This window comes from Mycobacterium sp. URHB0044 (assembly GCF_000620625.1).
Lineage (GTDB): Bacteria > Actinomycetota > Actinomycetes > Mycobacteriales > Mycobacteriaceae > Mycobacterium.
This window is the reverse complement of the sequence record NZ_JIAW01000009.1, coordinates 168488-189342: the sequence shown is the minus strand read 5'-3', so window position 1 is coordinate 189342 and position 20855 is coordinate 168488. Positions and strand designations below refer to the sequence as shown.

Below are 20855 nucleotides of genomic sequence, written 5' to 3'. Positions count from 1 at the left end.
GAAGCGATCAGGCGGTGGTGGGAACCGACGGCGCCGTCGATTCATCCGAATTCACTGACACGATGGGCGTATTGGCAGGTGGGCCTGCGGGCACGGCGCGGGGCCCGTCGGGGCCGAACGCGTCGGCAGGCTCGGGGAACGCCCAGAGCAGCGCCGGGTACAGCACGGCCGCGAGCCCGATGCCGACGGGGATGCTCAGGTCGATCCCGTTGGCCAGGTTGCCCAGTGGGCCGACGAACTGACCCGGCAGGTTGACGAACCCGATGCTCAGCACGGCCGAGACCAGCCAGGCACCGAGGCCGCGCCAGTTCCAGCCGTGGGTGAACCAGTACCGGCCCCCACGCTGACGGCGGTTGAACACCTGCAGCGCGTCCGAGTCATACCACCCCCGGCGGACGAACCAGCCGATCATCATCACCACCATCCATGGTGCGGTGCACGTGACGATGAGGACGGCGAACGTCGAAATGCTCTGCACCACGTTGAAGGCGAACCGCCCGACGAAGATGAACGCGATCGCGATCGTCCCGATGAACACCGTCGCCTGGACGCGGCTGAACCGGGGGAAGACACTGGAGAAGTCCAAACCCGTGCCGTACAGCGCGGTGGTGCCCGTCGACATGCCGCCGATGAGCGCGATCAGGCACACCGGCACGAAGTACCACGCCGGCGAGACGGCCAGCAGCCCGCCGATGTAGTTGCCCTCGTCGATGAACGACGGTGCGTTGGTGGCGACGACGGTGGCGGTGACGAGACCGAAGAGAAACGGCACCAGGGTGGCGAGCTGCGCGAGGAAGGCCGCGGACATCGACTTCCACGCCGGGGTGTCGCGGGGGATGTAGCGCGCCCAATCGCCGAGGAAGGCGCCGAACGACACCGGATTCGACATCACGATCAGAGCGGCGCCGACGAACGATGGCCAGTACAGGGCCCTGGTGGCCGCATCGGCGTCGGGGCCGAATATGCCTGCGTAACTTGGGTCGAACGTGCCGGCGAAGGCGACGACGCCGAGCAGGAACAGCGCGGTCGCCGCGATGACGGCCACCTTGTTGACCAGCAGCATGAACCGGAACCCGTAGATGCACACCACCAGCACCAGCAGAGCGAAGATGCCGTAGGCGACGCCGACGGCGACATCGTTGTCCGGCAACCCCATTGCCCGGCTGGCGCCGCCGACGAGGACGTCGCCCGAACTCCAGACGGAGATGGAGAAGAACGCGACGGCGGTCAGCAGTGACAGGAACGAACCGATGACGCGACCGTGGACGCCGAGATGCGCCGACGACGACACGGCGTTGTTGGTGCCGTTGCGTGGCCCGAACAACGCCATCGGAGCAAGGATTACGGCGCCGAGCACCAGACCCAGCAGGGTCGCGAGCAGAGCGTCGCGGAACGACAACCCGAAGATGATCGGGAAGCTACCGAGCACGACGGTGGCGATCGTGTTCGCACCGCCGAAGACCAGTCGGAAGAGGTCCAGTGGCCGGGCAGTGCGCTCGGCGTCGGGAATCTGTTCGACGCCGTGCGTCTCGACCTCGGTGACCTTCGGCGGCGCCGCGGTTTCGGTCGCCGTGGTTTCGGGCGCCGTGGTTTCGGACATCGTGGTTCCGATCTGCTCAGGCGTCGGCAGGCATGGGGGACAGGTGTTCGTGGACCGCGACGAGGCGGTCACCGTCGCGCACGAAGATGATGGATTCGCGCTCGCGCAAGGACGGGCTCTCGAGTCCGTCGACGGCGGTGACGGTGTCGGTGGTGTGGGTGAGCACCGCGGTGTCGCCGAGCAGTTGCACCTTGCGGTCGCTGCTGATGCAGGACACCACCCGCCATCCGGAGTCGAGCCAGGACGCCCATGTGGCCTCGTACGCGGCGCGGTCGTCGAGGCGGCTGGCCTCGGGGTGGAACACGAACGTCGCGTCGGGGGAGAAGCAGGCGAAGTAAGCCGCCGTGTCGTTGGCCGCGAACGCGCCGATCAGATGGTCGGTCGCGGTCAATACCTGCTCGCTGGTCAGCGTCGCCATGAGGGTCCCTGGGGGTGTGAAGGATCTGGAGGTGTGGTGGGCGTCACTCTAGGAGCGCTCGCCGGCACCCGCAAGCAGTTCATTCGTTACAGCCAGGTTTCTGATCACGATATGCCAGGATCAGCGGGACTATGTGACATAAACGGCAATCCGGATCCGGCTGAGTGCTCGATGTGGTGCATGACGCGGGTCGAAAGATCTTTCGACGAATTTGGCGGGAGGGCTGGCGATGGACCAGGTCGACGAGGCAATCGTGGAGCTGCTCGAGGTGGACGGGCGGATGACGCACCGCGACATCGCGCGTGCTGCGGGGCTGTCCCGGTCGTCGGCCGCCGCGCGGGTGCAGCGGCTGATCGGCAGCGGTCAGGTGGTGGTGCGCGGGGTCGTTCACCCCGCGGTGATCGGTCGCGGCGCGCTGGCCCACGTCAGTCTCGTCGTCCGGGGCGCGGCCGCGCCGCTGGCCGCCCAGATCGCGCACCGTGATGACGTGCCGTTCCTGTCGCTGACCAGTGGCCAGCACGGACTGGTGGCCGAAGTGCGGACGGCGTCGCCGCGCGAGATCGATCGCACGATCTCCGAGCTGCGGTCACTGGACGGCGTCGCCGGCGTCGACACGTTGAGCTACGTCGAGGTCATCCGTGACGTGATCGGACCCGTCGGCGAGGTGAGCACGGACGTCGACGACATCGACCTGGCACTGCTGCGCGCGCTACAGGACGACGGCCGCGCCTCCTACGTGGACCTCGCCTCGGTCGTCGGTCTCTCGCCAGCTGGGGCGCGCCGACGCGTGGTGCGTCTGGTCGAGTCGCAAGTCGTCCGCGTCGGCGCGGTCGTCAGGCATTCCGGACAGGATCGGCAGAGCGCCATGGGTTTCGGCGTCCGCCTCGCCGGCGACCACCGCGACGTCGTCGACCAGATCGCGGCCATGCCTGCGGTGATCTTCGTGGCGCGCACCCTCGGCCGCTTCGACGTCCTCGGCACGGTCAGGGCGTTCTCGGCAGCACAACTCGTCGAAATGCTGGACAACGTGCGGTCGTTGCCCGGCGTCAATCTCGTCGAGAGTTGGGCTCATCTTCAAGTGGTCAAGGAGAGTTACGCATCGGGCCTGGGCGCCGCGACTCAGTGAGCCGCGGCGCCCGACCCGCCCCCGGGACCGTGTCACCCCTGCCGGTAGTCGATGACGACGCGGCCGTCGATCTCGCCGCGCTCCATCCGACCGAAGACCTCATTGATGTCGTCGAGGCGCGCGCTCGCCACGGTGGGGTGGATCAGCCCGCGGGCGTAGAAGTCCAACGCTTCGGTCATGTCCTGCCGGGTGCCGACGATCGAGCCGCGGATCGTCAGTCCCTTGAGGACGATGTCGAAGATCGGCGCCGGAAAGTCGCCGGGGGGAAGACCATTGAACACGATGGTGCCGCCGCGCCGCGCCAGCCCGATCGCCTGCCCGAATGCCTGCGGATGCACGGCCGTAACGAGCACCCCGTGCACGCCGCCGGTGGCCTTCTGCACCTCGGCGACGACGTCGCTGGTGCGCGCATTGACGGCGACCTCGGCGCCAAGACTGGTGGCCAACGCCAGCTTGGAGTCGTCGATGTCGATGGCGACCACCCGCAAGCCCATGGCGCGGGCGTACTGCACCGCGATGTGGCCCAGGCCACCGATGCCCGAGATCGCCACCCACTGGCCAGGTCTCGTATCGGTGACCTTGAGGCCCTTGTAGACGGTGACGCCGGCGCACAGGATGGGTGCCACTTCGAGCGGGTCGACGCCGTCGGGGATGCGGGCGGCGTACGCGGCGTTCACCAGCATGTAGCTGCCGAAGCTGCCATTGACGCTGTAGCCGCCGTTTTGCTGACTCTCGCACAACGTTTCCCAGCCCGTGCGGCAGTATTCGCACGTCCCGCACGCCGACCACAGCCAGGCGTTGCCGACCTTGTCACCGACTTCGAGATCGGTGACGCCGTCACCGACCGCGACCACGGTGCCGTAGCCCTCGTGGCCCGGAATGAAGGGTGGTTGCGGCTTGACTGGCCAATCACCATGCGCGGCATGCAGATCGGTGTGACAGACGCCGGAGGTTTCCAGTTTCACCAGCGCCTCACCGAAACCAGGGACGGGGAGGTCGAGTTCTTCGACCTGCAGCTGGCCACCGAATTCGGTGACGACGGCGGCGCGCATGGTCTCCGTGGGCGCGCCTGCCGTGGCGGGGCTATCGATGGTTTGTGTCATGGCTCAATTCCAATCGTGAACGGTGTGGACGTGAAGAGTCTTTGGACCCGGATCGCGGGTCCGAAGGCATCGGCGAAATGTGTCGGTAGTCACTGAAGGTAGGTTGCAGGGGGTTGCATCACGGTTGCAGAAATCAGGGCCATTGGGCCCTGTCGGCGATGACGAATGCCTCGCGAACGGGCGTTTCTGGGGGCCTACCGTCGGGCTCAAGGATCGCTGCACGGAAGGTTCGAGGCCACACATGACTACACCAGAACTTGACCAACCCGTCGCCCGTCTCGACGAGGAAGCGAGTTGGGAGGCACTGTCCAGCGTCTACCTGGGCCGCCTCGTCACCGTCGTCTCGGGTGAACCCGACGTGTTTCCAGTCAATTTCGTCGTGCAACGGCACACGATCGTCGTGCGCACCGCCGAGGGGGCGAAGCTCGCAGGCGTGCAGATCAATCCGCGCGTCGCATTCGAGGCCGACGACCACGATGCCGAAAGGGGCTGGAGCGTCGTGGTGAAGGGATACGCGCACGTGGTGTCGCAATCGGACGACGTGGCAAGGGCGGAATGTGCTCAAGTCCTGCCGTGGACCGCAACGGAGAAGCATCGGTACATCCGAATTCGTCCAACTGAGATCACGGGCCGACGATTTCGATTCGGCGCCGAAACTGGCATCCGTCGATCATGACCGCACACTTTCCAGACGTGGACACCGTGCGCGCCGCCCTAGTGCTGGCGATCAGGGCGCCGTCGCTGTACAACTCGCAACCGTGGCGCTGGCGGGTGGGATCACACAGCCTGCACCTGTATGGCGAGCCCTCGATGCACCTGGCACACACCGATCCCGACGGCCGCGACCTCATCCTCAGTTGCGGTGCGGCACTGAATCACTGCAGCATCGCGCTGACCGCCCTGGGTTGGCAGACGAAGGTACACCGGCTGCCCAATCCGGCGGATCCATTCCATCTCGCCTCGATCGAAGTCCAGCCCAGCGTGCCGAGCGAGTCCGACATTGCATTGGCCGCCGCCATACCGAAGCGTCAAACCGATCGGCGCCACTACAGTTCCCGGCCGGTCCCGCTGGGTGACATCGCACAGATGGGTGCCAGAGCGGCTCGGATGGGGGTCGGGATGCGTCGGATGGAGCCATCAACGGAGTTCAGAGCGACTCTGGCGCAGTCAGTCTGGCAACACAGCCAGGATGCGGAGTACTCACACGAACTCGCGATCTGGAGCGGTCGTCACGCATCCGTCGCCGGTGTTCCCGCAAGCAACGTCCCGGCACGGGACCCCGCCGCGGCGCTGCCGGGACGGATCTTCGCGGGCGCCACTCTGGTCCAGTCGCCGGATACGTCGCCCGAGAGCGACCACGGTGTGGTGCTTGCGCTGGGCACCGAGGAGGACGACACGACGGCACGGCTGCGAGCAGGCGAAGCGACGAGCCTCGTGCTGCTGACCGCCACCGCACTGGGCCTCGCGAGCTGCCCCATCACGGAACCGCTGGAGATCAGCGAGACCCGCGATCACCTCCGCGAGGAAGTCTTCGGTAAGGACGCGTATCCGCAGATGCTGATTCGGATCGGTTGGGCACCGGTCGATGCGGGAGCGCTGCCTGCTACGCCTCGTCGGCCATTGGCTGAGGTAGCGACCCGGTTCGACGGTGTTTCCTTCGTGTGAAAGCGCTGCGAAGGGTGCCCAATCTCACGTCGTTCTGGTCCCTGAACACGACGTTTTGTTCCTTGGACACGACTACGATGTCAAGGGAGCGGTCCGATGGTGCGTAGCAGCGTGGCGCTGTTCGACATCCCGCACATCGTGGTGGACCTAGGGATGACGCGGGGCATTCGCCGCCGCACCGGGCGCAGCTGCTGAGACTGGCGAACATCGGCTACGGAAGGGACGGACATGCACACCTTCGGCGTTTTTCGCAGCTGGGTGGTGAAGCTCATCGGACGTCACCCGCTGGTGCGCGCCAGCGACCGCGCCGAGGCCCGGCTCATGCTGTTGGCCATCTTCGTGGCGATGCTCGCCATCCCAGTAGCCGGTGCGGTCGGCACTTCGGTGCATGACGTGCGCGCCAAGTTCTACGCCGAGCAGGCGGCCTCTCGCCACACTGTGACCGCTACGGCGATCGAGGACACCACGACGGTCGTGCGGCCGGACGCCGTCTCCTTCAACGTGCGCGCCCGATGGGATGCGGCCGGTACCAACCACATTGACACCATCAGCTGGCCGAAGAGAGCCAAAGCTGGTGACCGAGAAGCCATCTGGGTCGACTCCCACGGCCGGCAAGCTCCGGACCCGGCAGCTCCCGGACGGGCCGGCTTGGACGCCGTAGGGGCCGCGGTGTCGCTGTGGCTCGTCGTCGCGGCAGCCATGGTCACGTTGGCCTACGCGGTGCGGAGTCGGCTCGATCGGGCCCGATTCGCTGCATGGGACCGTCTGCTTGGATCGCCGACGGACGGCGACTCGGCCGACGACGACCGCCGGCGAAGGAATCGCTACTCCTGATTCAGGGCAGCGGCGCGGACCATCGCAGCAGGGTCCCGCCCCCGGGGCGTCCCGCAATGACGAGGTGACCGCCGGCCTCTTCGGCACGACGGCGCAGGTTGGCCAAGCCACTTTCGGTGACGTTGTCGCCGAGCCCACGACCGTTGTCGATGACTTCGATGCTCAGGTCGTCGTCGACTCTGACGTTGATGGTGAGTTCGCTTGCTCGTGCGTGCCGGACGGCATTGCTCACGGCCTCGCGGACGACGGCTTCCGCGTGATCGGCGAGTTCTGCTTCGATGACCGACAGCGGCCCCACGAATTGGACGGTCGTGCGTACCCCGGATGTGGAGAACTGGTCGACTGCCTCGTCGAGACGCTGCCGTAGCCGCGTCGTGCCGGTCGACCCGCCATGGAGGTCGAAGATCGCGGTGCGGATCTCCTGAATCACACCCTGGAGGTCGTCGACGGACTCCGAGAGTCGTTGCTGCGCTTCAGTGGATCGGGTGCGGGCGATGGTGCCCTGCAACGAGAGTCCGATCGCGAACAGGCGTTGGATCACGTGATCGTGCAGGTCCCGTGCGATCCGGTCGCGGTCGGTGAGGATGTCGAGTTTCCGCATCTGGCGCTGGGTGGTGGCCAGTTGCCAGGCCAGGGCGGCTTGATCGGCGAACGCGGCCGTCGAGGTGAGTTCCTCCTCGGTGAAGGGTCGCCCACCGGCGCGCCGCATCGCGATGAGCACCCCGGCGACGGTGCCCGTGGCGCGCAACGGCAGAACCAACGCCGGCCCCGCGTCGGTCAAAACACCTGTCTGCACGTCGAGTACATCGCAACGGTGAGGCTCCTGCAGCTGGAAGGCTCGCCCGACGGCAGTGTCGCCGAGTGGTATCGGTGGAGCTGCCGCCGGCGAAATCGGGCTGTCTCCTGCGATTTCGGCGACCACGAGCTCCGTGACGTCGAGCCCGGGTATCTCTTCATCGCCGGGCACCGCCACGAGCGTCGCGTCGGCCGAGGTGAGTTTGAGCACCTCGTCGGCGATCAGACGGAAGACCCCCGCCGGGTCGGTGCCGGACAACAGTTCTGTGCCGATGTCGCGGGTGGCCTCGATCCACGACTGGCGCGCCCTGGACTGCTCGTAGAGGCGGGCGTTGTCGATGGCGATTCCCGCTGCCGCCGCGAGGGCAAGGGCGAGAACCTCGTCGTCCTCGCTGAACGGCTGCCCGGTTCTCTTCTCCGTCAGATAGAGGTTGCCGTACACCTCGTCACGGATCCGGATCGGAACACCGAGGAAGGTCCGCATCGGCGGATGATTGGGTGGAAAGCCCACGGACGCCGGGTGGTCGTCGATGTTGTCGAGCCGGATCGGCATGGGCTCGTCGATCAGCACGCCGAGGACGCCCAGGCCCTGCGGTAGGGGGCCGATCTTTGCGCGGGTCGCGTCGTCGATGCCCTCGTAGACGAATTCGACCAGTTCGTGACCGTGACCACGGACGCCAAGGGCGCCGTACTGGGCGTCGATCAGTTCGATGGCGGTGTGCACGATGGTGCGCAGCGTGGCGTCCAGCTCGAGGCCCGCCGTCACCGACAGCATGGCCTCGACCAGGCCGTCGAGCCGGTCCCGGTTCTCCACGATCTCTTCTATGCGGTCCTGCACCTCGCCGAGCAATTCACGCAGTCTGAGCTGGGACAGTGTGTTGCGCAGCGGCTGGATGCCAGGTTCGCCGTCGGTCCCCTGAACACCGGTCACGCCCCATCTTGGCACCGTCCACCCCCTTGCCGGCGGTAATCCACGCAGTGCGTCATGCCTCCGGGTGCGCGGGGCGGTCGAGTTTGGAGATGAACACCGCCGCCTGGGTCCGGCGCTCCATGCCCAGCTTCGCCAGTAGCCGGGAGACATAGTTCTTGACCGTCTTCTCGGCGAGGAACATCCTCGCTGCGATCTGCTTGTTGGTCAGCCCCTCGCCGAGCAGGTCGAGCAGCACCCGCTCCTGCGCGCTGAGCCCGGACAGCGGATCAGACCGTTCTGCGGCCCCGCGCAGCTTGGCCATCAGTGCGGCCGCGGCGCGGTTGTCCAGCAGGGATTTTCCTGCCCCGACGTCCTTGATGGCTCGCGCGAGTTCCATCCCCTTGATGTCCTTGACCACGTAGCCGCTGGCACCGGCCAATATCGCGTCGAGCATCGCCTCGTCCGACGTGAACGAGGTCAGCATCAGGCAGCGCAGATCGGGAAGTCGGGAGAGCAGATCGCGGCACAACTCGATGCCGTTGCCGTCCGGAAGCCGAACGTCGAGGACGGCGACGTCCGGGCGCAGCGCGGGAATCTGCGCCATCGCATGCGCGACGGTGCCGGCCTCTCCGATGACGTCCAGCTCGGGGTCGGCGCTGAGCAGATCGATCAGGCCCCGGCGGACCACTTCGTGGTCGTCTACGAGGAAGACGGTGACCATGGCGCACCCTTCCGTACCGCGCCGATCGACGGCGTTCGGCTCGTCATCGACAATAGGGGATTCGGTGCTACCGAACGTCATTACGTGGCCCCAGGTTCGCAGATCAGCACCGAGCAGTTGGTGTCGTGCAGCCGGGCCTCATCGGCTGCCCGCTCGAGAAGGTGTCTGCCAGAAGGAGATTCATCGACTTCGGCAACGATCCACCCTGGATCGGCCGACGATTGACGGTAGCCGCGGATGATGGCGACGGGACACGGTGCGACCACCGCCAGTGCTGCCGCGGTCGACCCGAGACCCGTCCCCGGTGCATGATGCAGCCCGACCGCGCCCACGCAGATCATTGCCGCCGAGCTCGAGGCTTCGAGCAAGACTTGCGCGGGCCGACCACGCAGGATTTCCACCTCGATCTTCACCGGTGCGTCGGTCGACTCGACGGCCACGATGGCCTCCCGGATCGTGATGTCGGCGCGCGCCAATCGTCGTGCGGTGTCATGCGGATCGGGGTCGGACGCGCCGTCGGGTTCCAGTGCGTAGACCAGCCGTACCGGAATGTCGCGTTCAACGGCTTCGTCGACGGCCCACAGCGCCGCGGTGATGGCGGATCTGGACCCGTCTATGCCGACGACTACTGACGACGACGGTGGTGGGCTGTGTCGCATCATGTCTCCTCGATCACGGACTACACGCGGAACCGCAGTACGTCGGTGAGCGGACGCCGCGGCGTCGGGGGAGGGATCTGTTCGAGCACGGGGGCCAGGCCGACGCGAATGAGCACCTGGGGGTATGGCCGGCCCGTGAGCGCGCTGACGATGTCGCGGCTGGCGGCGACTTCGGTCATGTGGGTCAGCGTGCAGGTGGCCAACCCGACCATGGTGGCCTCGAGCAGTACCGCGGACAGCAATTCGCCGCAGCCCAGGATGTCGCGGCGAGTGTCTTCGTGTGCAGACAGGACCACGATGGTCGACCGATCCTCGCCGACGTCGAGTCGTCGATTCTGGTGGGAAGTGACCGGGAAGGTCCGGCCGACGTCGACACGGTCACTTTCGGCGGCCGAAACCAGGGAACTTTCCGGTATGCCGTCGGTGGTCTCGTAAGGGGCTGTCCACCAGCTCAATTCGGCGTGGTATGTCGAGTCGTACAAGCGTAGCGACTCCGTAAGGTAGGAGGCCTCGGCCAACTTGGGCCGCGCCTCGGCGCCAAGCATGTCGAGCAGCGCGACGTCCTCGTCGACGGTGGCGTGCAGCAGCAGGTCAAGCGACGCCGCGTCGGGTGCTGGTCTGAAGGGGAGTCGATCGGTGCGACGGCTCAGAATGGCATCGGCACGGCGGCGGTGACCCTCCGTCACGAAGTCCATCTCCGTGAAGTCGATGGACGCGACATGCTCGTGGTCGTTCGGGTTGGGGAAGCGTTCGACGTTGGCCGTCCACCCCGCTGCCGCCATGACAACGCACAGATGGTGGAGCGCGGCCCCACAGCTGATGAGCGCTTCACGACCCGATGAGTCGGTGTGTACCAGTCGATCTGGCTCGACGAACAGTTGCAGCCCGCGCGGGTCCAGGACCCATTGCCACGGTTGGCTGTTGTGCAACGACGGTGCGCGAGAGGCAACGTGGATGGCCTCGGCGATCAGCTCGCTGCTTACCGTGTGGGTCGGCGTATTCGATCTCATGTGCATGTCCAAACACTCCGGGCCGGCATCAGGAGGCGGCCGTAGTCCCGGCCACGCCCTGGTAGTGCGGTAGGCCGCGCTCGAGGAAGCGGCGTCCCGTCATCTTCTCGGTGCGGATCCGCACGAAGTGATCCCTTCGACCCTCGACCCACGGCTGGAGGAACGTGCCTGCGAGTTCCATCAACTCGCTCACGTCGTCGATCGGCTGCGCGTGCCCGACGACGGTCACGCTCCAGCCGGTGCGCAGGTCGGGATCCAACTCGTCGGCCTGGAACGCCACGACGAGGTTGTTGGTGGCTGCGGCCAGTTTCGGGCCGCTGGCGACGCGGATTACCACGTCCTCGCGCCACAATCGGAAGTTCACCGGTTGCACTGCGGGCAGCGCGTCTTCGGTGAAGACCAGGCGGCCCACCCGCACGGTTCCCAACAGGTCCAGACACCGTCTGCGGTTGAGGACCTCGAGCTCGTGACCATTCGACATTGTGATCAACCTCCTTGCACCAGTGCGAGCGTCCCCACGGGAGTGGGGCGCCAGTGGCCCGCGCTGACGGCCGTCAGCCGTGTGACTGCCCGCTCGATGCCGTGGGCCAGCTCGTCGACGTCGGGCGCGGCGTCGTAGTCGCCGATGATGCCGAACGCGAGGTGGTCGGCATAGCTCAAGATCGCGATGCCAGTGCGCAGTTGCAGGGCCAGCGGCGCTATCGGCAACAACCGGACGACTTCTCGCCCGAGGACACGCAAACGCTTGCGTGGACCCGGCACGTTCGTTGCCAAGGTGACGACGCCACGTTGGGGAAGGCGCGTCAATGCCCGAACCGCCCACGCCGTGAACGGAAATGGGATGACATTGGCAGCCGAGACGGCGACGTTGCCGGCTTGGCGTTGTCCACTTGCCTTCGCCCTCTCGAGCCGCGCGTGCACGGTCCGCAGTTGCGAAATGGGATCGGCCTTCTCGACGGGAAGGTAGGGAAGCATGACGGAGACCCGATTGTCGGTCTTGTCTGCCGCATTGGCGGATCGCACCGAAACGGGCACCAGGGTGCGTAGGGAATTGCGTTGGGGGCGCTCACCGCGGCGGATCAGCATCGTGCGGAAGCTATCGGTAATCGCAGCCAGCGCAACGTCGTTGACCGTCACCTCGAATCGATCGCAGATCTTCGTGACCTCTTCGAGGGATACCTCGACGGTGGCATAGCGGCGCATCTTGGTCACCGGCCCGGTCAGTGACGACGCTGCCGCCGGCCGCAGCAGCCCACCGGCGATTTCGAGTGCGCCTCCCACCACCTGTCCTGCCGCCTTCGTGACCCCGAGCGACGCGCGCCAGGCGCCGGAGATCCAATCGATGGGATTGACGCTGAGTGACGGCAGTCGCAGCCCCGCAGGTTCGTGGACGGCCCGGATTTCGGGGGCAGATCCATTGCCGACGGCCTTGTCGCAGAGCTGAGACAGCATGTGCGTGGCCGCGACCCCGTCGGCGATGCAGTGATGGACCTTCATCAGGATCGCCCACCGGTTGTGCGCCAGCCCGTCGACGATCCAGCACTCCCACAGTGGCCGGTCCCGATCCAGGCGATGCTCCATGACCTCCGCGACCCACCGGAACAACGCCGCGTCGTCGCCGGGCCGCGGGAGCGCCGCGCGCCGAACGTGATGGGACATCTCGACCTTGGCGTCCACCCAAGTGGGAGCGCCAAGATCGAGCGGCTTGGTGCGCAAGACCTGGTTGAACCGCGGCACCGTCAAGACGCGTTCGGCGAGGGTCGTGGCCAACGCATCGAAGTCGGGCATCGGGCCGGCGAGCACGGCAACGGCGCCGATCGCGAGGCTGACGTGGCGGTCGGAGTCTTCGGCTTGGAGGAACCCCGCATCAAGCGTCGTCAATTGCTCCATATGGCTACATTCCGCCGTCCACGACCTCTGCGGCAGGGGCAAAGGTCCCCGATTCCGAGGGCCGGTCGTTGGTTCGTGGAGCCATCGCGGCGACCAACGGCGTGTCGACGCCAACCGGACCGAGGCGGGCAGCGCCGTCGGGTGATCCGAGTGGCGCGTCGCGGCCCGGCAGCACTGCGGCGAAGAACTCGGCGTTGTCGGCGAGATGCCGGTGCTCCGCCTCCGGCAGATCGGTTTCGTAGTAGATCGCCCCGGCTTCACACGCCAATTTGCATGCGCCGCAATCCACGCATTCATCGGGATTGATGTACATGGAGCGGGCGCCTTCGTAGATGCAATCCACTGGGCACTCCTGGACACAGGACTTGTGCATCACGTCCACGCAGGCACTGCTGATCACATAGGTCATGGCGACAATGTATGGATCCAACACCGTCGAAATCGCGGGCCGAAGGCCAGTTCCTCTGGGGACCAAATGCCCTAAGCCGCGGTATCGTGGGCCGGCGCGAGGGGGTGAGGTGGCGGTGACGGAGGCACGGAATCCGCAGCTCATCCTGACCGACGAGTTCGAGAATGCCCTCGGGCTGCTCGGCGGCGGACGGCATGTGTTCCTCACCGGCAAGGCGGGCACGGGCAAGTCGACGCTGATTCGCCGCTTCATCGCCGAAACCGACCGCAACGTGGTGGTCGTCGCCCCGACCGGCATCGCGGCCCTGAACGTCGACGGCTACACCATCCACCGGCTGTTCAGCTTCTCGACGACGACCAGCCTCGACGACGTCCGGACCGGCCGGTACTACCCGGGCCGGTTCGCGAAGATCCTCGGTTCGCTCGACACCCTGATCGTCGACGAGGCATCGATGGTCCGTGCCGATCTGTTCGACCAGGTGGCCGCGGCGCTGGAGCGTTTTGGTCCCGCGCCGGGCACGCCGTTCGGCGGTGTCCAGATCGTGCTGGTGGGAGACCTCTACCAACTGCCGCCCGTGGTCCACGAGGCGGAGGCGGGATACCTGAACGCCCGGTATGACACCCCGTACTTCTTCTCCGCCGACAGCTTCCGGTCATCGGACTTCCCGACGGTTGCCCTCACCACCGTGTTCCGCCAACGGGGCGATGACCGAATGGCCGCCATTCTCAACGAGATTCGCGAAGGCGTCCTGGTTGGTCATGCGCGCGACCAACTGAACGCGCGCACGGACCCGGACTTCGTCCCGCCCGACGACGAGTTCTGGCTTACCTTGGCGCCGACCAACCGACTCGTGACCGCCAGGAACCGGCAGCGCCTGGAGCGGTTGCCCGGTGACGAGATCACCTACCTCGCCAGGCGATCCGGCGATCTGAGCCTGTTCGATCCGCCAGTGGAGGACGAGCTGCGCTTCAAGATCGGTGCGCAGATCATGATGCTGAACAACGATCAGTTCGATCGGTGGGTCAACGGCACACTTGGACGCGTGACCGCCGCTCGGATGGACGACGGACTGGTCGTCACCGTCGAGTTCACCAACGGTGACAGCGCCGACGTCAGACCGTTCACCTGGGAGGCGACCAGGCCGGTCGTCGACGGTGGATCGCTGCGCCGCGAGGTCATCGGCACCTACACCCAGTTGCCGTTCAAGTTGGCGTGGGCGATCACCATCCACAAGAGCCAGGGTCAGACGCTCGAACGCATGGTGGTCGACCTCAGCGGCGGCATGTTCTCGTTCGGCCAGCTCTACGTTGCGCTCAGCCGGTGCACGTCGATGAGCGGGCTGGTGCTGAAACGTCCAGTGCTGCCGAAGGATCTGCGGACCGACAAGCGCGTCGTCCGGTTCCTGCGTCAAGCGGTCGCCGACGAGGGCACCCGCAGACATTGCGCGATCGGCATCCTGACCGTCGGCGACGAGGGCCGCATGTCGCGGCCCCGCCCGGTCGAACTCGCAGTGGCATTCGACGACGGCACCGCGGTCAGCACGCTGATCAACCCACAGCGGGACCTCGCCGATGCCCGACAGGCCTACGGCATCACGGTCTCCGACGTCCTGCTCGCCCCGACGCTGGCCGAGGCGTGGGAAGTCATCGCTCCGATGCTGGCGGGCTGCACACCGGTCGGCGTGGGCATCGACGAGACGCTGGGCCTCATCGACTTCGAACTCAAACGCCTCGGGCTCGTTGTGGCCGTACCGCTCGGTGCCGACGTACCGCGTTCGGCGCTGCGCCCCGAGGATCACCGAGGTTTGACGGCGGGTACCGCGCTGGAGCGGGCCCGCGTTGCACTCGACGCGTTTTCCCGTTCGGGACATCGGGATTCGGCTTCGTCGGCCTTCGACGAACCCGAACCCAGCGACTCGATCTCGGGGCACCTCGTCAGCCGTACGCCCGAGGTGCCGACCCCGGCGTCGGCCCACCTGCCAGGCCTTTCGGCTCTGCTGGAGGTCAGCCGTGGCGTGGGCGCGACGCTCCTGGGAAGGGCCGCGACGGGCGCCGCGCTCGGCGCGGATACGCCGTGGCACTCCGCGGCGCGCTACTCGGTGGCCGACCAACTGCGGGCCGCTGCCGCGCGGGCGCCCATGACCCCCGAGTCCGTGGCACGCCTGCGCGACGTCGAAGAGTTGTTGGGAGTCGCGATCATCGACGACTCGGTGGAGTCGGCGCTCGTCGGCGACGACATCGGCGCCGCCCTGGTGCCCGGTGCGCGGGTGTGCTTCACCGGCACTGCCGAAGACGAGCGGGGCCACATCGTGGACCGCGACGAGATGCAGCGCTTGGCCGCCGCTGCGGGGCTGCGACCAGTGCCGTCGGTGACCAAGACGCGCTGTGAGGTGCTGATCACCGCCGAGGTCGGCAGCCAGTCCGGCAAGGCGCGCAAGGCACTCGAGTGGGGCAAGCCGGTGTTCTCGGCCGCGGAGTTCTTCGCCTGGCTCGCCGCAGGTGTGCAAAACCCGCGCAGTGGGTAAAGACGTCTAGCGCAGCATCAGCGCCTCCTCCGGTGCTGCCCGCCTAGGAGCGCGCCCGGGAGAGATGAGAATGCGACGAACAGCGGCCGTGATCGCCGCAGTCGTCGCGCTGCTCGCGGTGTCCTGCTCGCCCGCCCAACGCGTCGACCTGGGGGAGGGTTCGGGCAACCTGATCGCCGCCATCGCCGGGGAGCCCGACCAACTCGATCCGCAGAAGACCAGCGCGTACTTCTCGTTCGAGGTGCTCGAGAACGTGTTCGACACGCTCGTCGAGCCCGATCAAGACCTGCAGATGCGACCGGCGCTCGCGAAGGCGTGGTCGGTGTCGCCCGACCAGCTCACCTGGACCTTTCAGCTGCGCGACGGCGTGACGTTTCAGGACGGCAGCCCCTTCACCGCCGACGACGTCGTGTACTCCTACCGCCGCATCATCGACGAGAAGTTGACCAACGCCGACAAGTTCAGCGCCGTCACGGACGTGAGCGCATCGAACGACGACACCGTCCTCATCCGCGTCAAGCAGCCCACTCCCAACCTGCTGACCAACCTCGGCGGGTTCAAGGGCATGGCGATCGTGCAGCGCAAGAACGTCGAAAGCGGCCAGATCGCCACCCACCCGGTCGGTACGGGGCCCTTCGCCTTCGCGTCGCAGAAGAGCGGGGACTCCATCACGCTGAAGGCCAACCCGAACTACTGGGGCGGAGCCCCGAAGGCGCCCGGTGTGACGTTCCGCTTCATCTCCGAACCATCCACCGCGCTATCGGCCCTCCAAGCGGGCGAGATCGACTGGACCGACTCGGTACCCACCCAACGCGTTGCCCAACTCAAGAACGACGACTCCATCCGGCTGGCCGTGACGCCGAGCAACGACTACTGGTACCTCGCGCTGAACGAGGCCCGCGACCCGTGGAAGGACGTGCGGGTACGGCAGGCCATCGCCTACGCCATCGACCGTGACGCCATCGTGCAGGCGACCAGTTACGGCACCGCGGTCGCCAACCAGTTGGCGATCCCCGAGGGCAACCCGTGGTACGCACCGTACGACGAGTACGACTACGACATCGAGAAGGCCAAGACCCTGCTGCGGGATGCCGGTGCATCACCGCAGAACCTCGACATGCTGGTCACCACCGAGTACCCGCAGACGGTGACCGCCGCGCAGGTCATCGCCGACAATCTCAAACCCCTTGGCATTACGGTGAACATCCGGACCGTCGACATGGCCACCTGGCTCGACGAACAGAACAGCGGCCACTTCGACATGCTGATGATGGGTTGGCTCGGCAACATCGATCCCGACGACTTCTACTACGCGCAACACCACACCGACGGTTCGAGCAACGCCCAGAAGTTCTCCAACCCCGACGTCGACCGATTGCTCGACGCGGGCCGCATGGAGACCAATCCGCAAGTGCGCAAGGAGGATTACGCCAAGGCGGCCGCGATCATCGCCGACCAGGTGAGCTACATCTACCTCTACAACCCGTCGGTGATCCAGGCGTGGAGCACCAATCTGTCGGGGTACGAGGCGCGCCGCGACAAGGCAATCCGGTTCCGCACCGCGAGCCTGACGGGAGACGGCAGCCAATGACCCTGCCCGCGTTCGCGACTCACCCCGTCATCCGTTTCCTCGCCCGCCGGTTGGCGTACTCGCTGGTGGTTCTGGTGGGCGTCCTGGTGCTGGTGTTCGTGTTGGTGCAGCTGGTGCCGGGCGACCCGGTGCGCATCGCGCTCGGTACCCGTTTCACGCCGGAGGCGTACGACGCCCTGCGATCGGCCAGCGGACTCGACCGTCCGATCATCCAGCAGTTCTTCGGCTACCTCGGATCTGCGCTGACCGGAGATCTCGGAGTCAGCTTCCGCAACGGTGACCCAGTGACGCAGATCCTCCTCGACCGGCTCCCCGCCACTGCGTCACTCGCCGTCGCCGGCATCGTGATCGCCTGCGCGATAGCGCTTCCCGCCGGCATCTGGTCGGCACTGCACGAAGGCAGGATCAGCGACGCCATCGTGCGGGTGACGAGCCAATTCGGAGTCTCGGTGCCCGACTTCTGGTTGGGCATCTTGCTCATCGCGTTGTTCTCCACCACCCTCGGGTGGCTGCCCACGTCCGGCTACCGGCCGTTGCTCGGTGACCCCGGCGGCTGGTTGCAGCACCTCGTCCTGCCCGGCCTCACCGTCGGCTTGGTCGCCGCCGCCATCCTGACCCGCTACGTCCGCGCGGCCGTACTCGAAGTCGCCGCAATGGGTTACGTGCGGACCGCGCGCTCGAAGGGACTGTCGCCACGCGTGGTGACGTTCCGGCACACCGTCCGCAACGCGCTGGTGCCCATCCTCACCATCACGGGAATTCAGCTCGCCACCATCTTCGGTGGCGTCATCGTCGTCGAGGTGGTGTTCGCCTGGCCCGGCCTCGGTCGACTGGTGTACAACGCCGTCGCCGCCCGCGACTATCCCGTGATCCAGGGCGCCGTGCTACTGATCGCCGTCCTCTTCCTGCTCATCAATCTCATCGTGGATCTGCTCTACGCGGTCGTCGACCCGAGAATCCGGCTGTCATGACCGATCAGTCGCTCGACGAGAGCACCAGAGTCACCTGGTGGCGGCTCCTGGTGGGCAATCCGGTCACGCTGGCCAGCGCCGTGCTGCTGGCCCTCGTGGTGATACTCGCGATGTGCGCGCAATGGCTCATCCCGTACGGCATCAACGACGTCGACGTACCGAGCGCGTTGCAAAGTCCCAGTGGCACACACTGGTTCGGCACCGACGAGCTCGGGCGCGACGTGCTGTCGCGCGTGCTCGTCGCGATACAGGCCTCGATGCGCGTCGCCGTCGTCAGCGTGGCCTTCGCCGTCGTGGTCGGCGTCGCGATCGGGGTGATCGCCGGCTACTTCGGTGGCTGGCTGGACACGGTGTTCATGCGCGTCGTCGACGTCATGTTCGCGTTCCCGGTGCTGTTGCTCGCGTTGGCGATCGTGGCGATCCTGGGTCCCGGCGTCACCACCACGATGCTGGCGATCGGGATCGTGTACACGCCGATCTTCGCGCGGGTGGCCCGCGCCAGCACGCTCAGCGTCAGGACCGAACCCTACGTCGCGGTGTCCCAGACCATCGGCACCGGCCACGCGTACATTCTCACCCGCCACGTCCTGCCCAACATCACCGGTCCGCTGATCGTGCAGACGTCACTGTCGCTGGCCTTCGCGATCCTGTCGGAGGCGGCTTTGTCGTTCCTGGGCTTGGGCATTCAGCCGCCGGAACCGTCATTGGGCCGGATGATCTTCGACTCGCAGGGCTTCGTCACCCTCGCCTGGTGGATGGCCGTGTTTCCCGGTGCGGCCATCTTCGTCATCGTGCTGGCGTTCAACCTGCTCGGTGACGGCTTGCGCGACGTGCTGGATCCCAAGCAGCGCACGATGCTGGAAGCGCGGAGGAAGCAGTGACCGAGCCCGTACTCACCGTCGAGGACCTGCACGTGCGGATCGGCAGCCGCCACATCGTGCGCGGCATCTCGTTTCGGGTCGAGCGCGAGCAGACCTTGGGCATCGTGGGCGAATCCGGATCCGGCAAGTCGATGACGGTACTCGCGGCAACCGGTTTGCTCGACGCGCCAGGTGCCGTCGTCACCGGCTCGAGTCACCTTGCAGGCGAAGGTGATTCGATCGAGCTCGTCGGCGCGGCAGGGCGTGTGCTGCGCAGCGTGCACGGTGGCCGGATCGGCTTCGTCTTTCAGGACCCCGGCACGTCGCTCAACCCGCTGTTCACGCTCGAGCGCCAGATCACCGAGTCCCTCGAGGCACATCGCCGTCAAACCCCGAGGGAGGCCCGGGCACGAGCGCTGGAACTGCTCGACGCCGTCGGCCTGCCGGACCCGCAGGCGCGCCTGCACGCGTATCCGCACCAACTGTCGGGCGGCCAACGGCAGCGGGTGATGGTCGCCATCGCGCTGGCCTGCGACCCGGAACTACTCGTCGCCGACGAACCGACCACGTCGCTCGACGTCACCACGCAGGCGCAGATCATCGATCTGGTACGCGATCTGCAACGCGACTTCGGCACCGCCGTGGTGTGGATCAGTCACGACCTCGGCGTCATCGGCCAGGTCGCCGACGACGTGACGGTGTTGCACGACGGCGAGGCTGTGGAGCAGGCGCCGGTGCTCGACGTGTTCGACCGACCGCAACAGCCGTACACGCGTAAACTACTCGACGCCCGCCCCTTCATCGGAGTCAGTGGCCCCGAGCCCGCGCCGACCGATGCAACCGTCCTGCTGGACGTCGACGGCCTCGACGTCCGGTTCCCGGTCACCACCCCGGTCGGTCGGACCACCGTCCACGCGGTGAAGGACCTCTCCTTCGCGATCCGGCGCGGGACCACCCTGGGTCTGGTGGGGGAGTCCGGCTCGGGAAAGTCGACCGTGGCGGCCGCGCTCACCGGCCTGGTCACACCCGACTCCGGACGAGCACTGCTGGACGGCGCCGACCTGCTCGCGGTCGGGCAGGCCGGCGGCCGCCGCGCCAGAAAGGCACTGCGGCGCCGGATCAGCCTGGTGTTTCAGGATCCCTTCTCGTCGCTGGATCCCCGGGCGCCCGTGGGAGCGGCCGTCGGTGAGCCCTTGACGGTGCACCGGCTGGTCGATGGAAAGGTGCAGCGCCAAGCGCGGATCGCCGAACTGTTCGACCTCGTCGGCTTGCCCAGCTCCTTCGCATCGCGCTATCCGCACGAGATCTCGGGCGGGCAACGACAGCGCGTCAGCATCGCGCGGGCACTCGCAGTCGAGCCCGAGTTGATGATCCTCGACGAGGCCACGGCATCCCTGGACGTGTCGGTGCAGGCGCGGGTGCTCGACCTCCTGGCCGCGTTGCAGCGCGACCTCGGATTGACCTTCTTGTTCATCGGTCACGACTTGGCGGTGATCCAGCAGATGAGCCACGAGGTGCTGGTCATGCGCGACGGTGCGGCCGTCGAGTACCGCCCCGCCGCGGACCTGTTCGCCGCGCCCGAGCAGGAATACACCCGCGCCCTGCTCGCTGCCGTACCACCGGTCCGGCCGCGCCAACCGATGCCCTGAAATTCACCGCGGATCGGCTGTAACGAAACGACGAATCGGCCGATGGATCTAGTGGAAGAGCGCCGCGGCAGCTGCTGGTCTGGGATCAGTGTTGGGGGAGATGGCTGCGCATGGCAGCTG

The 20855-nt window shown here is 66.8% G+C and carries 19 protein-coding genes; 9 read left to right on the top strand and 10 right to left on the bottom strand.

Annotated features, from left to right (window positions below; genetic code table 11):
- Positions 1 to 7: 7 nt before the first annotated feature.
- Together N536_RS0119825 and N536_RS0119820 are read right to left on the bottom strand one after the other, a co-directional pair.
- Positions 8 to 1600 carry a cytosine permease gene (locus tag N536_RS0119825; protein WP_029115202.1) on the bottom strand — a complete coding sequence of 531 codons (1593 nt, stop codon included), beginning with the start codon at positions 1598 to 1600 and terminating at the stop codon, positions 8 to 10.
- Between the two features lie 16 nt (positions 1601 to 1616).
- Positions 1617 to 2018: a nuclear transport factor 2 family protein gene (locus N536_RS0119820; protein WP_029115201.1), complete on the bottom strand. Its 402-nt coding sequence runs from the start codon at positions 2016 to 2018 to the stop codon at positions 1617 to 1619.
- Between the two features lie 229 nt (positions 2019 to 2247).
- Here N536_RS0119820 and N536_RS0119815 point away from each other — a divergent pair, with 229 nt between their 5' ends.
- Complete coding sequence (locus N536_RS0119815; protein WP_029115200.1) at positions 2248 to 3144, top strand: Lrp/AsnC family transcriptional regulator; 897 nt, start codon at positions 2248 to 2250, stop codon at positions 3142 to 3144.
- Positions 3145 to 3176: 32 nt separating this feature from the next.
- On the opposite strand, the gene adhP is transcribed toward N536_RS0119815, so the two are convergent.
- A complete protein-coding gene (gene adhP / locus N536_RS0119810; protein WP_029115199.1) occupies positions 3177 to 4247 on the bottom strand; it encodes an alcohol dehydrogenase AdhP in 1071 nt (356 codons plus the stop codon).
- 241 nt (positions 4248 to 4488) lie between these two features.
- Here adhP and N536_RS0119805 point away from each other — a divergent pair, with 241 nt between their 5' ends.
- The 3 genes from N536_RS0119805 to N536_RS38955 all read left to right on the top strand — a co-directional run bounded on the left by N536_RS0119805 (position 4489) and on the right by N536_RS38955 (position 6746).
- Positions 4489 to 4923 (top strand): pyridoxamine 5'-phosphate oxidase family protein, encoded by a 435-nt coding sequence (locus tag N536_RS0119805; RefSeq protein WP_029115198.1) that lies wholly within the window; start codon positions 4489 to 4491, stop codon positions 4921 to 4923.
- Complete coding sequence (locus N536_RS0119800; protein ID WP_029115197.1) at positions 4920 to 5912, top strand: nitroreductase family protein; 993 nt, start codon at positions 4920 to 4922, stop codon at positions 5910 to 5912. Before N536_RS0119805 ends, N536_RS0119800 begins: the two co-directional genes overlap by 4 nt.
- Positions 5913 to 6140: 228 nt before the next feature.
- Positions 6141 to 6746, top strand: coding sequence for a hypothetical protein (locus tag N536_RS38955; RefSeq protein WP_051574629.1), 606 nt, complete (start codon positions 6141 to 6143; stop codon positions 6744 to 6746).
- Between the two features lies 1 nt (position 6747).
- Here N536_RS38955 and N536_RS0119785 read toward each other — a convergent pair whose 3' ends face one another.
- From N536_RS0119785 to fdxA, 7 genes are all read right to left on the bottom strand, one after another.
- Positions 6748 to 8472, bottom strand: a complete 1725-nt coding sequence (locus tag N536_RS0119785; RefSeq protein WP_029115196.1) for a GAF domain-containing protein — start codon at positions 8470 to 8472, stop codon at positions 6748 to 6750.
- Between the two features lie 52 nt (positions 8473 to 8524).
- Positions 8525 to 9172, bottom strand: a complete 648-nt coding sequence (locus N536_RS0119780; protein ID WP_029115195.1) for a response regulator transcription factor — start codon at positions 9170 to 9172, stop codon at positions 8525 to 8527.
- A gap of 80 nt (positions 9173 to 9252) precedes the next feature.
- Complete coding sequence (locus tag N536_RS38950) at positions 9253 to 9834, bottom strand: universal stress protein (protein WP_051574628.1); 582 nt, start codon at positions 9832 to 9834, stop codon at positions 9253 to 9255.
- Positions 9835 to 9851: 17 nt separating this feature from the next.
- Positions 9852 to 10841 (bottom strand): NAD(P)H nitroreductase, encoded by a 990-nt coding sequence (locus tag N536_RS0119770; protein ID WP_029115194.1) that lies wholly within the window; start codon positions 10839 to 10841, stop codon positions 9852 to 9854.
- A 28-nt stretch (positions 10842 to 10869) separates the two neighbouring features.
- Positions 10870 to 11322: a pyridoxamine 5'-phosphate oxidase family protein gene (locus N536_RS0119765; protein WP_029115193.1), complete on the bottom strand. Its 453-nt coding sequence runs from the start codon at positions 11320 to 11322 to the stop codon at positions 10870 to 10872.
- Positions 11323 to 11327: 5 nt separating this feature from the next.
- Entirely contained in the window at positions 11328 to 12731 is a 1404-nt protein-coding gene (locus N536_RS0119760; RefSeq protein WP_029115192.1) for a wax ester/triacylglycerol synthase family O-acyltransferase, read from the bottom strand.
- A gap of 4 nt (positions 12732 to 12735) precedes the next feature.
- Positions 12736 to 13140 (bottom strand): ferredoxin, encoded by a 405-nt coding sequence (gene fdxA / locus N536_RS38945; protein ID WP_051574627.1) that lies wholly within the window; start codon positions 13138 to 13140, stop codon positions 12736 to 12738.
- 115 nt (positions 13141 to 13255) lie between these two features.
- On the opposite strand from fdxA, the gene N536_RS0119750 reads away from it, so the two are divergent.
- The 5 genes from N536_RS0119750 (at position 13256) to N536_RS0119730 (ending at position 20735) form a co-directional block, all read left to right on the top strand.
- The gene (locus N536_RS0119750; RefSeq protein WP_036437038.1) at positions 13256 to 15664 is read left to right on the top strand and encodes an AAA family ATPase; all 2409 of its coding nucleotides are present in this window, start codon (positions 13256 to 13258) and stop codon (positions 15662 to 15664) included.
- Between the two features lie 70 nt (positions 15665 to 15734).
- Complete coding sequence (locus N536_RS0119745; protein ID WP_029115190.1) at positions 15735 to 17255, top strand: ABC transporter substrate-binding protein; 1521 nt, start codon at positions 15735 to 15737, stop codon at positions 17253 to 17255.
- Entirely contained in the window at positions 17252 to 18226 is a 975-nt protein-coding gene (locus N536_RS0119740) for an ABC transporter permease (protein ID WP_029115189.1), read from the top strand. The genes N536_RS0119745 and N536_RS0119740 overlap by 4 nt, the downstream gene beginning before the upstream one ends.
- Complete coding sequence (locus tag N536_RS0119735) at positions 18223 to 19107, top strand: ABC transporter permease (RefSeq protein WP_029115188.1); 885 nt, start codon at positions 18223 to 18225, stop codon at positions 19105 to 19107. Before N536_RS0119740 ends, N536_RS0119735 begins: the two co-directional genes overlap by 4 nt.
- Entirely contained in the window at positions 19104 to 20735 is a 1632-nt protein-coding gene (locus N536_RS0119730) for an ABC transporter ATP-binding protein (RefSeq protein WP_029115187.1), read from the top strand. Before N536_RS0119735 ends, N536_RS0119730 begins: the two co-directional genes overlap by 4 nt.
- Positions 20736 to 20855 lie beyond the last annotated feature (120 nt).

Excerpts from the sequence above, each read along its gene's own strand:
- N536_RS0119825 (WP_029115202.1), bottom strand. The coding sequence starts at position 1,600 with ATGTCCGAAACCACGGCGCCCGAAACCACGGCGACCGAAACCGCGGCG.
- N536_RS0119820 (WP_029115201.1), bottom strand. The coding sequence starts at position 2,018 with ATGGCGACGCTGACCAGCGAGCAGGTATTGACCGCGACCGACCATCTG.
- N536_RS0119815 (WP_029115200.1), top strand. The coding sequence starts at position 2,248 with ATGGACCAGGTCGACGAGGCAATCGTGGAGCTGCTCGAGGTGGACGGG.
- adhP (WP_029115199.1), bottom strand. The coding sequence starts at position 4,247 with ATGACACAAACCATCGATAGCCCCGCCACGGCAGGCGCGCCCACGGAG.
- N536_RS0119805 (WP_029115198.1), top strand. The coding sequence starts at position 4,489 with ATGACTACACCAGAACTTGACCAACCCGTCGCCCGTCTCGACGAGGAA.
- N536_RS0119800 (WP_029115197.1), top strand. The coding sequence starts at position 4,920 with ATGACCGCACACTTTCCAGACGTGGACACCGTGCGCGCCGCCCTAGTG.
- N536_RS38955 (WP_051574629.1), top strand. The coding sequence starts at position 6,141 with ATGCACACCTTCGGCGTTTTTCGCAGCTGGGTGGTGAAGCTCATCGGA.
- N536_RS0119780 (WP_029115195.1), bottom strand. The coding sequence starts at position 9,172 with ATGGTCACCGTCTTCCTCGTAGACGACCACGAAGTGGTCCGCCGGGGC.
- N536_RS38950 (WP_051574628.1), bottom strand. The coding sequence starts at position 9,834 with ATGATGCGACACAGCCCACCACCGTCGTCGTCAGTAGTCGTCGGCATA.
- N536_RS0119770 (WP_029115194.1), bottom strand. The coding sequence starts at position 10,841 with ATGAGATCGAATACGCCGACCCACACGGTAAGCAGCGAGCTGATCGCC.
- N536_RS0119765 (WP_029115193.1), bottom strand. The coding sequence starts at position 11,322 with ATGTCGAATGGTCACGAGCTCGAGGTCCTCAACCGCAGACGGTGTCTG.
- N536_RS0119760 (WP_029115192.1), bottom strand. The coding sequence starts at position 12,731 with ATGGAGCAATTGACGACGCTTGATGCGGGGTTCCTCCAAGCCGAAGAC.
- fdxA (WP_051574627.1), bottom strand. The coding sequence starts at position 13,140 with ATGACCTATGTGATCAGCAGTGCCTGCGTGGACGTGATGCACAAGTCC.
- N536_RS0119745 (WP_029115190.1), top strand. The coding sequence starts at position 15,735 with ATGCGACGAACAGCGGCCGTGATCGCCGCAGTCGTCGCGCTGCTCGCG.
- N536_RS0119740 (WP_029115189.1), top strand. The coding sequence starts at position 17,252 with ATGACCCTGCCCGCGTTCGCGACTCACCCCGTCATCCGTTTCCTCGCC.
- N536_RS0119735 (WP_029115188.1), top strand. The coding sequence starts at position 18,223 with ATGACCGATCAGTCGCTCGACGAGAGCACCAGAGTCACCTGGTGGCGG.